The sequence below is a fragment of the Streptomyces sp. NPDC043680 genome (assembly GCF_056436685.1).
The window spans coordinates 20,433-35,418 of the sequence record NZ_JBWKCE010000020.1; the positions used below are offsets into that span (position 1 = coordinate 20,433).

Sequence of the window (14,986 nt, forward strand, 5' to 3'; positions counted from 1 at the left end):
CAGGAGCCTCCCGAGGGCGATTGTTTGGCAGCACCCGACCTGGGACGGGTGCCACGATGTATGTATTCACAAATGATCGAATGCGTCAGTGCACCGCCGAACGGCTGGTCGGGGGCTCAGGCAATGACTGCCCGGACCTGTGTTGTCAGCATTCGCTCGAGCGCCAGCAGCGCTTCGGGGGCGTGGCGGGTGTCGAGGCGTTCGGTGTAGATGAACCGTGTCAGCTCCGGGTTGGCCAGCGGTCTCGCGACAGCATTGGCCACACCGCGGGGCAGGGCCAAGCGGGGCAGTACCGCGACACACAGGCCCGCGGCAACGAAGCCCAGGATGGTGTTGAAGTCGTCGCCCTCGTACTCCAGTCGGGCCTCGAAGCCTGATGTCTTGGCCATCTGGGCAAGCAGCTCCAGCCGCAGCGCGGCCTCGGGCGCGGCGACCCACGTCTCGCCGGCCAGGCTCGCCAGGTCGATGACCTCCCCGCTGGCCAGCTCGTGGCCCGCGGGAAGCACCGCCACGACGGGGTCCCGTGCAACCAGGGTCCGGCGCAGTCTGCGCGGCGGCGGCTGGGGAATGAAGTCGTAGTCATAAGTCAGGGCGAGGTCGGCGTCTCCCCGTTTGATCCGGCGAAGCCGGCCTCGGGCTCCAGCTGCGAGAGGCTGACCCGGACTTCGGGGTACGACGTTTGCAACTGCACGAGAGCCTTCGGGATGATGCTCGTGGCGGTCGAGGCGAAAGCGCCGAGCCGGATCCGCCCGGACGTGCCGGCACGCAGTGCGTCGAGTTCCAGGGCAGCTGCGGCCAGCGCGGAGCGTACCCCTTGTTCGGCATCGAGGAGGACCTGGCCGGCGGGCGTGGGACGCACGGGACGGCGCTCCAAGACTCGAAGGCCTGCGCGGCATGGCTGCTGGCGCACCCGCGGTTCCACCTGCACTTCACACCCACCAGCGCGTCGTGGCTGAACCTGGTGGAGAGGGGACGCTGCTGGAAGACGACATGAAGCGGGTGCGGAACAATTCCGGGGCCACCCGGTTCGGCTTCCCTACGGCACCTTTCCCCGTATTCCGGCTGCTGTCCTTCAGTAGCCGTCGGTCCCGGACTCGGTGCCGTCGTCGGCGACGGCCTCGCCGAGGCGGAGCACACGGTCGGGTTCGTCGGCGTCGTGGGCCGCCCGGTCCGCGTAGACCTTCAATTCGTCCCCGGTCAGGACGACGAGGGGATCGGTCCACGCCTCGGTGTCTTCCGGCACGAGCAGGCGCGAGGCGCCCCGCTCGATATCGTGGATCAGCAACGAGGCGATCCAGCCCCCTCCCGGGCCCCATCTCTGCATCGGATGGTCGTCCGGGCCCATGGCCTGCACCACGTAGAACCGGTTCCCCTGCCAGTGGCCCCCGAAGTCCAGGGCCACGTCCGCTTCCACCTGGACGCCGTCCACCCACAGGCGAGATGCCCACTTCTCGTCCTCACGACAGGACACCGCACGATGCCGGTCGTCAGGGCTGAACCTCACCCTCAGCCAGGTGCCCCCGTAGAAACCGCTGCACGCTCCCGGCGCCGGGCCCTCGCGACGGCCCGGCGCGGCCGGCTCCAGAGCACAGATCTCCGGAGTGCGACACGCCCGGTCGATGCGCCGTTCGCACCCCATGCCCGCCGCCGCGCAGTCACGGGGGGACGCCCGGGACAACAGCTCGCGCCCCCGCTCCCGGTACGCATCCTCCCCGACCAGGGCCCGGTAGGCCTCCGCGTGTCCCCACCACGCGAGCAGGTCGACGGCCACCGGCGAGCGGCGCAGCCACGGCCACCACTCCACGCCCTGAAGGCCCCAGTGCCGCAGCACCCGGCTCTCCGGGGCCTCCGCTCCGCCGAACCCCTTCTGCGTTCGGTGCTGCCTGCCCCATCGCCATTTCATGAGCCCGCTCTCCCTGTACGGCTTCCGAGATCATGAGAAAGCATCGGACGCCAAGAGAGCAAACTGCTTTGCCGACCGGAAGGGGAACCGTCGGCGTGAACGTACTTGAACTGCTGCTGGCTGCGACCGATGTCGGAGGGACATGCGGCAGGCCTCCCGTTGGCGCGCGATCTTCCCGTGCGCAATCGAAGCGGCAGCGCTGCTGTACGCCGCGACTGATCTCGGAGGTGGTCGTGGAATCTGCGGATCAGTCGTGGTCGAGACCGAGCAAGGCTTGTTCACCCAGCCGCGGCCGTAGCCCGCCCGGTGACGCCGTGGCCAGCCCGCTTGCCCCTCCCGAAAGAGCGAAACGCGGGCCCAGCCCGGTCGACCGCGCAGCAAGCACCACCTGACGGCCAGGGCATCCCACTCGCCCTCGCACTGACCGGCGGCAACTGTAACGACGTCACCCAGGTGATACCGCTACTGAAGAAGATCCCATCGGTCTCCGGCCTGGGCGGACGGCCAGGGAAACGGCCTGACAGCCTACTCGGCGACCGTGGCTACGACCACGACAAGTACCGCCGTCTGGTCTGGGCGACGGGTGTGAAACCGGGGATCGCACGACGCGGAGTCCCGCACGGATCCGGCCTTGTAATCCACCGGTGGGTTGTCGAGCGGACGATCGCCTGGCTCCACGGCTTCCGCCGCCTACGCATTCGATGGGAACGACGAGACGAGATCCACGAAGCGTTCCTCGGCCTCGCCACCTGCCTCATCACCCCCCGACACGTCCAACGCCTTTGTCAGGACCTCGCAGACGACAATGTCCGACCCGTGGTCTGGTTCGACAACTGAGCGGCACAGACCATGAGCCCATCGGTTGCCGGTTTGTCGAACAAATGCCACGGATCTGAGACTCAAGCCGCATGACACGGCGTGAGACAGCGCGTGAACCCCCAGCTCACAGCCTCGGCATAGGCCGCGGAGATTAAGCACCTACACCGGTGTTGTAGCGGCGGTCGTGAGGCGTGTGCGGGGTGTCCGGGTGGACCAGGGCTACCTGCGGTAACGGGGCCGCAGTCGTCGCCGGGCCGGGTATCGCGAGCGCCGTCATGGGAGATGAAGACCGGCGACCGGCCCCGGCCAGTCATCCGGCAACACGAACGACCTCTCGGCAGGGTCAACGGCATAGGCATACACCAGGCCGGCTCACGGTGTGAGGTCCAGGACCTCGACCGGCTACCCCTCCCGGCGCTTGGCACGGTGGTGGCCACAATCGCGCCGTCGGGCCGGTCCGCGGTGGGCTGCGCCGCGTACCGACACACCAGGCCAGCGACCCGCCCGCACAGCAACCCGCCATCCCTCCCAGCATCACCTGGCTGTCCGATCAGGCCTGTCGTGGACAAAGAGGGTGATCTCGGTGCCGTGACAGACGATCAGCTCACCCCCGGTGGTGGTCGCCGCGGCCCTGATGGGGTTGGGGAAGCACAACTCCGGCCCGACCTGCCGGCCAGTGTTCAGGTCCCAGGCGCGGATGGTGCAGTCGTCTCCTCCCGTGATGACGACCGGTCGGCTGTTGAGAGTGGTGACCGACACGGTTCGTATGGGAGCGGTGTGACCGATCAGGGGTTGGCCGAGAGCCTTGCCGGTGGTCAGGTCCCAAACACGCCCTGTCGCGTCCTCGCCAGCGGTGGCAGCCACGGGACGGCCCTCAACGGTCGCCGTCGCCACCGCGTTGACCCAGCTCTCATGGTGCCCGAACCGTAGGCTTTGCCAGGTTGTGAGGTCCACTGCACGTAGTTCGCCGTAGCTGCCGCAGGCGATGACGGCAATGGGACGGTCCGCAACGGTGGCCACGGCCAACGCCCGCACCCAGTGGGCATCCAGCCGGTGGAACTCACGCCGGGGAATTTCCCGGGACAGTTCTTCCAGCCACAAGTGTCCTTGACCCTCGTCGGTGCCCAGCCGCAGTTCAGCCCACAGCAGAGCGCCCTCGCTTTTACCGTGTGGCGGCCCCTCGGGCAGGCCCCAGAACCGTACGCTTCCGTCGTCCTCGTCGCCGTCCAGGTCGAGCCGGTCGTTGCCGCCGGTGATGGCGTACGTAAGGCCGTCGACGGTGGCCACGGCAACCGCGTTCACACCGCCACCGCGGTGGCTTCCGAGCCAGCGGACTGACCGGCCGGTCGTCAGGTCCCACAAGCCCACGTGGCCGCCGCCCGTTACGACCACCGGCCGACCTTCGATCGTGGCTGCGGCCAGGGACCTGGCCACGCCGTCGCCGGCCCACGCCTGGCCGACTGATCGGCCATCGCCCAGGTCCCATACCCGTACGGTCCCGTCCTCGCCGCTCGTCACGGCGACGGGACCCTCGTCGAGGTCGGCGACCGCCACAGCGCACACGGCAGCGGTGTGACCGGTGCGGTGTGGATCCGCCAGAAGGTCCCAGATCTGGACCCGCTCCTTCTCACTGCAGTGGGCGACGGCGACAGGGCGGCCGTCCACGCAGGCCGTGAAGACGCCGCTCACCACGCCCGATTGTCCGGTGAGGGGCTGACCCAGGGGGCGGCCCTCCGCCACATCCCACACCCGCACCGTCTTGTCATCACTGCCCGTGACAGCAACCAGCCGCCCCTCCAACGAGGCCACCGCCACCGCCCGCACCGAACGGGTATGCCCGGTCAGGGGCTGACCCAGGGGGCGGCCCTCCGCCACATCCCACACCCGCACCGTCTTGTCATCACTGCCCGTGACAGCAACCAGCCGCCCCTCCAGCGAGGCCACCGCCACCGCCCGCACCCAGTCGGTATGCCCGGTGAGGGGTTGGCCGAGAGGGCGGCCCTCCGCCACATCCCACGCCCGCACCGTCTTGTCGTAGCCACCGGTGACCGCCACCGGGCGTCCGTCGAGGACGCCCACAGCGATCGAGGCGATGTGCCCGGTGATCGGCGGCCCCACTGGGCGGTCGGTTTCGACGTCCCACACCCGCACTGTCCCCTCGCGGGTGTGACGAACGACAACCAGCCGCGTCCCGAGGGCCGTCACCGCGAAGGGCCTGACGCCGTCGGAAGGCCTGGTCCGGTTCTTGTCGGTGATCAGGGACCACACCCACGAGGCGAGGCCGGCAGAGGCCACGGCCTGGCGGCCCTCCGGAGTCGTCAAGACGACCTCCCGCACGTCCCTGCCGGACGGCCCGGCCCCTGGAACAGGCGTCGCCCCGCTCGCCGCAGGCCGCCCCGCCCAGAAGTCCTCCACGTGGCCCCCGTTCGACCAGGACGGCCACCAGACTCCAGCAGGGCCCTCTCCGTCGGCCACGTGCACGGCACGCACCACTGCGGCCAGCTGTGGGTGGTCGGTGCGTAGGGCATGCATTCCCAGCAGCCAGCGCCGGACACCCGCGTCGCGGCCCCTGTAATGCAGGGACGCTCGGTACACCGCGGCCGACTCCCGTGCCCGGTGACCTGCGGCGCTGTCGAGCAGCGGCACTACGAACTCCGGATCGGCATGAACGAGGAATACAGGATCCACGAGCAGGGAGTCCACGGACCCGCCGGACAACGCTTGTGCTATCGCCGTCTTCTGCTCAGCCCACCCAGCTTCGGACCATCCCCCCAAAGGTTCCGACGGCGTACCAGGCAAGACATCGTTGTGGCCCACGCGTCCACCCCCGTCACAGCAGGGCAACCTGGACGGTGCCCCACCTCCACAGCGGCAGGCAATGATACATGTCGTGATCTTCCAAGGGCCGACGGTCCACCGGTCGGAACCGGACACCGAGCGACTACTGCCATGTGTCAGGTGAGGCTGGCACGCCTCCATGTCGGCCACCGCCACGCCGGACGCACGGCACAAGGGTGTTTGCGCCCTGGGATGAGGGAGGCGCATCCTGCAGACGAATGACGCAAACATCCACTTGCTGCTGTGAAGTCAGCCACGACACCGCCCGGCCCCAGCTGCTCGGCGTACCGGAAAGCGGCTCCCAAACGACCGGCTGAGCCGCATGAGTTAAGCTGCTCGGCCGTGCCCACCGAGCAGTCGGCGACCGTTCTGAAGCAGCCGGAGACGGTCGTCTGGCTCATGTCACCGTGCGGGGTGGAAGAATGCGCAATCCGGCGGACGGTGCGTTGTCCGACATCTGGGTTCCCCGGTGGACCCGCTCGGAATGCGGAGGCACATCGTTGTCTCCGGTCAGCACTGTGGTGACCACGGTGCTCGACGGACACCGCGTCGCCGTCACCGCCGGCAAGGACACCGTGTGCGTGTGGGACCTGACCGACGGCAGCTGCTCCGGTGAGATATCGGCCGGTGCGGTGGAGGACATGGCGATCGTCCCGTTCGGAAATCATCCGGCGGTCGCCGTCCTCGGCCACGATTCGCGCAGGGTCGGACTGTGGGACCTGGCCGCTGGACACCATGTGTCGGACCTGCCTGCCGAGGATACCCAAGCCGTGGCCGTAGTCATGATCGATGCCTGCCCGGTCGTCGTCACCGGCCACGAGGACTGCACGGTACGGCTGTGGGACCTGACGACTTGCCGGCAGATCGGCTCCCCCCTTGTTGGTCACACAACCTGGGTGGCCCACGTGGCCACTGCGATGGTCGACGGCCGTGCCGTCGCCATCACCGGCGGTGGCATGGACCTAGACCACGACTGGGATGAGAAGATACGAATCTGGGACCTCACGGAAGGCAGGCAGCTCACATCATTCCCCACCGCAGACGGCCCAGTCTCCGCGATCGCCATGATGACACTCGGCGGCCGTCCCGTCGTAGTGGCCGGTTACTGGGACGGGCGGTTGAAACTGTGGGACATGACTACGGGACAGGCTCTCAGGGCATGGCAGGCCGAAAGCCTCACCGACCTCCTCTACCGGCCCGCCGGAGTCAGTGCACTGCAGACCATGGTGCTGCGTGGCCGCACCGTCGTGCTGGCCGGCCACGACGACGGCACCCTGCGGATCTGGGACGTGGCAACCGACGAACAGACCGGACCGACGCTCCAACTCCCCATCTGTGAGGGCGCCTCCGCACGCCAGCGGTCACTTGGGGCAAAGCGTCGTCGCGTGAGGCTGGCCATCGGTCCGGACGGCGGCCTGGTCGCCTGCGCCGGCCAGGAGGTGGCGTTGCTGTACTACGGCGATACGGCGCAGGGGCTGTGACAGCGCCTGACCGGTCGCCGTTGCCGCTCGTGGCGCCGAGGCTTCCCCCCGGCTGTGACTGACGTCCTGGCCTGACCAGACCGGCGGCCCGCTCCGAAGCGGACCACCGAGACGCCGCGCCGACGGGGTTTTCCAGCGCCGTCGGCACGGGGTCGCTCCAGCGAGTGGGAGTGTTCGCCGAACAAACGGCCTTTCTGGCTCTGTTCGTGAGGATGAGCAGCGATTCGGGGGGCAGCGGATCCGTGTCAGGTGGCGCGGACGTTCACGTGATTCGACAGCAGCCGGATACGGCCAAGTAGGTGGCCAGCACCACTCGATGCCCGACCGGTCGAACCACCAGCGGGGCGCCCAGTATCTCCTCGACCACGTCGTAGCCGGTTGCGGACCTGGTCCACTGGCTGCGGGATCACCGCCCGGATGTCCCGTTCGCGCAGGTGGGACCGGATCATGCGTGAGGAGTACGCCCGGTTCGCGATCACCGTTGGCGCCAGACCGATGCCACCACAAGTGCCCGGTCGGCAAGCGGCAGACAGTCGATGGCTGGGCAAGATTCGACCGCGCGCTCCTTCACCGGGGGGTGCGGGGACGGAAGCCCGCTGCACGTTGAGTGAGACAACCCGGATTCTCATGGGTGTACGGCTCCGCTCGTGGCGGCAGCACCCTGCGTGACTTCGACAGCGCCGGACGCCTGGAGCCGCAGCACTGCCACCTCGGGGCCGAACGCGACCACGAGATCACCATTCGGTGCGACTGTGAGCGCGTGCACGGGCAGAGGGAGCAGATAGTCGGTGGTGGCCCTGTGCCCTGTGGCCAGGTCGAGGAACCGCACGGTGTTGTCATGGCTGATGGCCGCCACGAGTCGCCCGTCATCGGTGCTGCTGACGGCCATCGCCCCGCTCGGACCTGACTCGGTGAGCTCGTGGCTGCCGACCTGGGCCATGGAGCTGAGGTCCCACAGGCAGACCGTTCCGTCCCGCCCCTTTGTCATCGCGGCAGGACCGCTGGGCAGCGTCGCGGTGGCCACCGAGGTCACCCAGTCCGTGTGGCCGGTCAATGGCCCGTCGACCTGGCGGCCGGTGGTGAGGTCCCACAGCCGCACCGACTTGTCCCAGCCGCCCGTCACCGCGACGGGCCGTCCGTCCAGAACAGTGGTGGCAACGGCTGTGACCCGGCTGGAGTGACCGGTGAGAGGCTCGCACAACGCCTTGCCGGTGTTGAGATCCCAGACCCCCACGGTGCGGTCGCTGCCCGCGGTGACCGCTACGGGCACTCCGTCCAGGTTCGCAGTGGCCATGGCGAGGACTCTGCCGTGGTGGCTGGGCGTCGCTGAGCGAACCTCTCGGCCGGTGAGGGGATCGAGAATGTGCAAGGTCGCGTCTGGGCCGGCGGTCACGACTACCGGGCGCCCGTCCAGGTCCGCTGTCGCCATGACGGCTGCCACGGTTTGCGAGGCATCGGTGACCTGCTGACCGGTGGCCACGTCCCAGGTCCGTACGGTCTTGTCGGAGCCCGCGGTGATGGCCACGGGCTTCCCGTCGAGAATCGTCGTGGTGAGGGCGACGACGGCGCCGGTATGTCCGGAGCGGTGCTGGCCCCCACCGTGTACCTGGGTGAGATCCCACATGCGCACCGTGCCGTCTTCGCCCGCGGTCAGGGTTACCGGACGTCCCTCCACGAGGGTGGTGTCGAGGTCCCACACCTGGCCGGTGTGCCCGGTAAGGGGCTCGCCCTGCTGCATCCGGGTCTCCAGATTCCACACCCGCACGGTCTGGTCCAGGCCGGCGGTCACCGCCAGCGTCGCTTGCCCGGCGGGCACGGTGTCCATGGCGCACACCCGCTCCGTGTGGCCGGTCAGCGGCCGCCCCGAGGGCCACCCTTCCACCGCGTCCAGCACAGTGACCGTGCCGTCCGGTTCGGCGGCGAGCGAAACCATTCGCCCCTGCAGCACCAGGGACCGGGAAGTGGCCCGAGGTCCGACTCCTACCGCGTTCCCGGTACTGATCCGGCCGCCTCTGCGGCCCGCTATCAGGTCCCACAGGTCTGTTCGCTCACCCGGGTCGGGGGACAGGGCCAGCAGTCCGTCCCCGGGAGGGGCACTCCTGATGGCTCGGATGTCGTCGGTGCGTTGAGTGCTCGTGGTCAGGTCCCAGACGTGCAGTGCCTGATCGGCTCCCGCACAGAGCACGACCCTGCTCGCGCCCAGGACCGCGGTCTCACGTCTTCGGATGGACGCGTCTTTGTCGCGGTAGTCGGCGGTCCAGTTCCCGACCAGTTCCGGTTCGGCCTGATAGTCGAGGGTGACGGCGACCACTCGGTTGTTGACCGCCGTCAGAGCTGACACGCCTGACAAGTCCTCCGCCTCCAACAACCCGAGCTCTGCCCGCTCGGCTCCTTCGATCGGGTGACCGGTGATGAGGTCCCACACGCGCGGCGGCTGTCCTTCCTCCTCAGTCACAGCGAACGGCCGCTGTCCTTCGGCCAGGAAGGCGTCCACGACCGCCAGACGCTCGGCGACTTGACGGTCAGCCATCAGATCCCACACCTGGACCGGTTGGTTCACGGCGGCGGCGACGGCGACGAGGCGCCCGCCCAGCACACCTATGTCCGTGACCCAGGGGAACGCGCTGATCTGGGCCCCGGTGAGCAGGTCCCATGCCTGCAGTGTCCGGTCCTTCCCCATGGTCAGAGCCACACGGCGCCCGTCCGGGGTCGCGCACTCCACCATGTCGACGAGTTCGCCTGCAGAACGGCCTGTCTCCAGATCCCACACGCCCACCGGCCCAAAGGCGTGCAGTGTGAACGCCAAGGCACGCTCGTCCACCAGAGCCGTGGCCACGGCCAGCAACTCGGCCGTCACCGACGACACCGGGTCGGTATGGCCCGTCGTCAGCTCATGCCGCAGCCTCCCGGTCGTCAAGTCCCACACCCGCACAGCCCCGTCCTTGCTTCCCGCAACGGCGACCGGCCGATGGTCGACAACCGCCGTCGCCACGGCCGTCACAGGAGCGTCGTGGCCTGTGAAAGCGCGCAGGAACCGAGGGTCGGATGCAGAGCCGCTCGCCCACTCCGGAACCCACTGTGGACCGGGCTGCCCCGGCACATCCGCGCTCCCGAACCATGCGGCGAGTTCCGTCTCACCCAGCCGTGCCGCGTCCAGCGTCAGCACCTGGCGTCTCTGAACCGGCACCAGCGTCCGGTGCACTTCCTCCGAAGCCCGGTACACCGCTGCTATGGCCCGACTCCGAGAGTCGTCTGCATGGCCCAACAGCTCGATGACACGCGCCGGTTCCGTCGTGAGAAGGAGACTGGGATTCGACAACAAGGAATGCATGTCATGCGGCTCTTCCGCCGGTCCTTCGCTCATGGCCAGAGACTACGATCCGGCACTGACATCGGGGCCGTAGTGTGGATGGTGAGCCAGCAGTCTCCGCGCCAGGCGCCAGCCCTACAGCGTCGCCCATCGCCTGCTCGCAAGGCGGACGCGGATGCGGTGTGGAGGCGTTGACCGCTCGCCGGCCAGGCCGCTCGGAGGCTTGGGGCCGCTTCGGCAAGACCCTTTCGGCACGCATCGGAAAAGCCCGATGGCCTGGGGCCTACCATCATGCAATTGACGACGCAACGGATGGATCACGCGGACGTGGCCGTCGAGGATCGCGCGGCCGTGACAACGTTCTTCATGGAGCATCCTGGACTTGAATTTGCGGGCATGGTACCGAGCACGGTCAACCCACGACATCTGCATGTGAGACGTGGTCAACACCCCAGCCAGAACCGGCGGCGGCCAGCGATGCCGGGCGACAGTCCGGGATTGGCCGCCCGCGAACGCGGACGGCAACACCGACCACGCCCTGTGCAGCAGGAACAGGCCGAGCGGTGGCGCCACGAAGCCGGCACCCGACCGGCCCGCCCCTTGAAGCCCACCCCGCTGCCACCGCTGCGGCCGGTACTCCGGCCTGCGGACGGCTCCCCGCCCGTGTCGTCAACGCCGCCGGCGACGCCGCCCCCGACGCCTGGCAACGCCTCGTCGCCCACATGCTCCGCTCCTACGCCGACCCCGGAGCCCCCTGCCCCCGATGCCCGACGTCCCCGCGCACAAGGCCCTCTACCGCGCCCTGGTCCGCCTCACCCGACCCCTTGTTGCGGGCGATGGCCTCCAGAGGCCCGTAGCCGCCGGCCAGCTCCTCGCCGTCGCCCGCGGGCACGTCCACACGCCAGAACCGCTGGTCGGTCAGGTCCCGAAAGCAGGGGCGAAGCGGAAACCGAGGATCTTGTAAAGGCCGAAGGCCATGTCCGAGACGGCCAGAGCGGCGTACGCCTGATCAACCGCCATGGTGTCCCAGGCCGGATCGCGAGTGCCTCGCGGATAACTCTTCTCCGGAAGGCCGGATATCTGTTCGGTGGCACCGGCACGGATCCCCGCCTGCGGCCCAGCGCCGAGGCCTAGTACGCGTCGTACCTCGCGAGCCTGCCCATGCCGCCCGACTCAAGAAGACCCTGCGCACCCGCAAGGGCAAGCAAATCGCGCGGGACGCTGCCGCTCGCCTGCCGCGCACGCAGCGCACGAGAAGAAGGTGTCCAGGATGGGAGAGTTCAGCGCCTGTGGTCCCCCGGCGAACGCCGCTTCGGACAGGTCTATCCCGTGACTCTTCAGCCTGGCCCTACAGGTCAGACAACGATGCGCTGGACGATCCCGCCCTACGCGCCCAATCACGACGCCGCAAAGTGATCATCAGGCACCACCGACAACAACGGTGATCGCGCTGCCTCCCAGGAGCCCACCTCGCCAAGGCTGCACGGCGGACGCCGCTGCGACAACCGCTGCAGGGTTTGTCGGCTTCCTACAAGCGGTAGCACCCAGGCGATCAGACTCTCGGTCCGACCCTTGCGAAGCGCAGTGGGCAGTCCGGCCGGCACGTAGCGGGAACAACTTCCAGACAAGCGCCGATCGCCGACGAAGTCGATTCGACGTCTGCACCTGCCCGAAGCCTCACCTGATGCGGCGTCAGAAAAGTCAGCATCGGGTCAGCATTCGTAGACACACGCCCACCCACGGACGCCCACAGAAGGGGAAGACCCCGCACCGTCGAAGGGCAAGCGCGGGGCGTGATCGGAAGCGCCGAGGCTTCAGCAACCGGAGGGAGTGCGGCCTGCGCCCTGCGGGACCGCCTCGCTCCGGTTATCGCAGGTCAGCGCACTCTGCCGCGTGGTTTGAGGTGGGCCGGGGGCAGGTCAGGAGCCGGAAGTGGAGGGCCGTCATAGCCCTTCACCTCACCGAACCTCGTCCCGTTCATCCAGTCTTCTCGCGCCTGCGCGATGTCCTCGTGTGACCGTCCGATCCAGTTCCAGAACATCACGATCTCCTCCTCGAACGGCTCCCCGCCCAGCAGCATCAGCCCCGCGTCCGACGACGCGCGCAGCGGGAGTTCCGTGCGGCCGCAGCCGAGGTAGAGCATCGAGCCGGGGAGGACCGGGACGCCGTCCACGTGGGCCTCGCCCGACATGGACAGGACCGCGTACTCGAAGTCCGGGTCCAGCGGGAGCCGGGTCTCGGTGCCCGCGGCCAAGGCCAGGTCGGCGCCGACGATCGGGGTGTACGCCGTGCCCGGCGAGGTCGCCGTGTCCAGGGTGCCCAGGATGACCGTGGCCGTCAGGCCCGGGGCCGTCACGTGCGGGAGCTCCGCATGGTGCTGGAAGTGCGGTTCCACGTTGCGGTGGGCGTCCGGGAGGGCCACCCACAGCTGGGCGCCGTGCAGTAGCCGGCCGTGGGAGCGGGGGCTCTCCTCGGAGTGGCTGATCCCGCGGCCGGAGGTCATCAGGCCGAGCTCGCGCGGGCGGATCGTCTCCAGGCTGCCGACACTGTCGCGGTGCAGCACCTCGCCCTCGTGCAGCCAGCTCACCGTCTGGAGACCGGTGTGCGGATGGGGGGCGACCTGCATTCCGGGTTCGCCGGCGATGTCGTCCGGCCCGTAGTGGTCCACGAAGCACCAGGCGCCCACCATCCGGCGGCCCAGGTTCGGCAGGAGTCGGCGGACCTCGGTGGACTCGCCGAGCTTGACGGTGCGCGGGCTGAGGAGCTCGCGTACGGGTTCGGCCACGACGAAGCCCCGGCCGCCGCAGACGGAGAGAGCGGGCTGACGATCGAGATTGCTCATGCCCACCAACTTAGTACCGCGGCCACCCCCGCGTTCCGTGGAATGTTCAGCCGCCGTCACGTGTTGGAGCGCCCGTACACACCACCTGAACGGCGGAAGGGACCCGATGAACGCGCCGACGACCTACTTCGGGCACGGGACGGCGGCCGAGCGCTGGGTGCGGGCCCGGCTCTTCTTCGACGCGAAGGAGTACGCGACGGCCGCACGCATCCTGGACACCCTGGCCGCCGAGGCCCCCGAGCAGCTGGCGCCCCGCCTGCTGCTGGCCCGCGCCTACTACCACTCCGCGCAGCTCGCGCGCGCCGAGCGCGAGCTCCGCGACATCCTGGAGCGCTGGCCGGTGGAGGACTACGCGCAGCTGATGCTCGGTCGCACGCTGGAGCGCCAGGGCCGGGCCGCGGAGGCCGCGCCGTGCCTGCGGCTGGCCGCCGCCATGGCGGGCGAGTTCCCCGAGTAGCGGCAGGCGTGCGGGGCCGGGCGGCCGCCTCGGATAGCCTGGGACCACGATGAACCGTCTGACCACGCCTTTCGGCTCCTACGAGCTCACCCGCTTCCCCGAGGACCCGCGCGACCGGCTCCGCGCCTGGGACGCCGCCGACGAGTACCTGCTGCGCCACCTCGACGCCGGTACGGGCGACCGCGGCCCGGTGGACCTGTCCGGCGCCCCGCAGATCACCGTGCTCGGGGACCGCTGGGGGGCGCTGGCGACGGCGCTGGCGGCGTACCGCCCGGCGCAGATCACCGACTCCTTCCTCACCCGGGCCGCCACCGAGGCGAACCTGGAGCGGGCGGGGGCGGACAAGGACGCGGTGCGGCTGCTGACCACGCAGGACGCCCCGCCGGAGCGGATCGACGTACTTCTCGTACGGGTGCCCAAGAGCCTGGCGCTGCTGGAGGACCAGCTGCTGCGACTGGCCCCGCACGTCCACGAGGGCACCGTCGTGGTGGGCACGGGCATGGTCAAGGAGATCCACACCTCCACGCTGAACCTCTTCGAGCGGATCCTCGGCCCGACGCGGACCTCGCTCGCCGAGAAGAAGGCCCGGCTGATCTTCTGCACCCCCGAGCTCGCGGGCAAGGGCGCGCCCGCCGCGGCCGCGGGCCCCTGGCCGCTCACCTACACCCTCGACCAGGACGCGGGCTCGGGCGCCGGCCTGACCGCCGTCAACCACGCCGGGATCTTCTGCGCGGACCGGCTGGACGTCGGGACCCGGTTCTTCCTGCAGAACATCCCCAACAACACGGCCGGCGCCCGGGTCGTGGACCTGGGCTGCGGCAACGGCATCGTGGGCACGGCGGTCGCCGTCGCCGATCCGGACGCCGAGATCGTGTTCACGGACGAGTCGTACCAGGCGGTCGCCTCGGCCCGCGCGACGTACGAGGCCAATGTCCCGGGCGGGGCCGAGGCTCGTGGCGGGGCCGATGCCCGCGGAGGGGCGGGCGTCCGCGCCGGGCGCCGCGAGCGGGCGGAGTTCATCGTCGGCGACGGGGTGGCCATGTTGCCGCGCGGCTCGGTGGACCTGGTGCTGTGCAATCCGCCCTTCCACTCCCACCAGGCGACGACGGACGCGACGGCCCTGCGCATGTTCGCGCAGTCGCGGAAGGTACTGCGTCCGGGCGGCGAGCTGTGGGTGATCGCCAACCGGCACATGGGCTACCACACGCACCTGCGCCGTCTCTTCGGCAACAGCGAAGTCGTGGCGAGCGAGCCGAAGTTCGTGGTCCTGCGGGCGATCAAGCGGAACGAGCGGCCGCGCCCCATGTGACCTGCCGGTACGTCCTAAACTCGGCCG

9 protein-coding genes and 2 pseudogenes are annotated in these 14,986 nt (G+C 69.4%); 4 read left to right on the plus strand and 7 right to left on the minus strand.

The features are described 5' to 3' along the window. Nucleotides 1–116: 116 nt before the first annotated feature. The 3 genes from AC0666_RS28670 to AC0666_RS28680 all read right to left on the minus strand — a co-directional run bounded on the left by AC0666_RS28670 (nt 117) and on the right by AC0666_RS28680 (nt 1,903). Nucleotides 117–617 carry a LysR substrate-binding domain-containing protein gene (locus tag AC0666_RS28670; RefSeq protein WP_478708653.1) on the minus strand — a complete coding sequence of 167 codons (501 nt, stop codon included), beginning with the start codon at nt 615–617 and terminating at the stop codon, nt 117–119. Beyond that, nucleotides 587–859, minus strand: coding sequence for a LysR substrate-binding domain-containing protein (locus AC0666_RS28675; protein ID WP_478708620.1), 273 nt, complete (start codon nt 857–859; stop codon nt 587–589). The genes AC0666_RS28670 and AC0666_RS28675 overlap by 31 nt, the downstream gene beginning before the upstream one ends. A 213-nt stretch (nt 860–1,072) precedes the next feature. Beyond that, nucleotides 1,073–1,903 (minus strand): hypothetical protein, encoded by an 831-nt coding sequence (locus AC0666_RS28680; protein ID WP_468969516.1) that lies wholly within the window; start codon nt 1,901–1,903, stop codon nt 1,073–1,075. A 364-nt stretch (nt 1,904–2,267) separates the two neighbouring features. On the opposite strand from AC0666_RS28680, the pseudogene AC0666_RS28685 reads away from it, so the two are divergent. Continuing rightward, nucleotides 2,268–2,740 (plus strand): annotated as a pseudogene (locus AC0666_RS28685) (transposase); the annotation flags it as partial. Between the two features lie 516 nt (nt 2,741–3,256). Here AC0666_RS28685 and AC0666_RS28690 read toward each other — a convergent pair. Further along, a complete protein-coding gene (locus AC0666_RS28690) occupies nt 3,257–5,044 on the minus strand; it encodes a WD40 repeat domain-containing protein (protein ID WP_478708621.1) in 1,788 nt (595 codons plus the stop codon). A gap of 1,034 nt (nt 5,045–6,078) precedes the next feature. Between AC0666_RS28690 and AC0666_RS28695 the strand changes: the two genes are divergently transcribed. Continuing rightward, nucleotides 6,079–7,041 carry a WD40 repeat domain-containing protein gene (locus AC0666_RS28695; RefSeq protein ID WP_478708622.1) on the plus strand — a complete coding sequence of 321 codons (963 nt, stop codon included), beginning with the start codon at nt 6,079–6,081 and terminating at the stop codon, nt 7,039–7,041. Nucleotides 7,042–7,382: 341 nt separating this feature from the next. Here AC0666_RS28695 and AC0666_RS28700 read toward each other — a convergent pair. The 3 genes and pseudogenes from AC0666_RS28700 to AC0666_RS28710 form a co-directional block, all read right to left on the minus strand. Beyond that, a pseudogene (locus tag AC0666_RS28700) lies at nt 7,383–7,520 on the minus strand (IS5/IS1182 family transposase); the annotation flags it as partial. Between the two features lie 146 nt (nt 7,521–7,666). Further along, nucleotides 7,667–10,405 carry a WD40 repeat domain-containing protein gene (locus tag AC0666_RS28705; RefSeq protein WP_478708623.1) on the minus strand — a complete coding sequence of 913 codons (2,739 nt, stop codon included), beginning with the start codon at nt 10,403–10,405 and terminating at the stop codon, nt 7,667–7,669. Between the two features lie 1,822 nt (nt 10,406–12,227). After that, nucleotides 12,228–13,193: a pirin family protein gene (locus AC0666_RS28710; RefSeq protein WP_468969505.1), complete on the minus strand. Its 966-nt coding sequence runs from the start codon at nt 13,191–13,193 to the stop codon at nt 12,228–12,230. A gap of 106 nt (nt 13,194–13,299) precedes the next feature. On the opposite strand from AC0666_RS28710, the gene AC0666_RS28715 reads away from it, so the two are divergent. Further along, nucleotides 13,300–13,650, plus strand: a complete 351-nt coding sequence (locus tag AC0666_RS28715; RefSeq protein WP_478708624.1) for a tetratricopeptide repeat protein — start codon at nt 13,300–13,302, stop codon at nt 13,648–13,650. A gap of 58 nt (nt 13,651–13,708) precedes the next feature. Further along, nucleotides 13,709–14,959 carry a methyltransferase gene (locus tag AC0666_RS28720; protein WP_478708654.1) on the plus strand — a complete coding sequence of 417 codons (1,251 nt, stop codon included), beginning with the start codon at nt 13,709–13,711 and terminating at the stop codon, nt 14,957–14,959. The last annotated feature ends 27 nt before the right edge of the window (nt 14,960–14,986 follow it).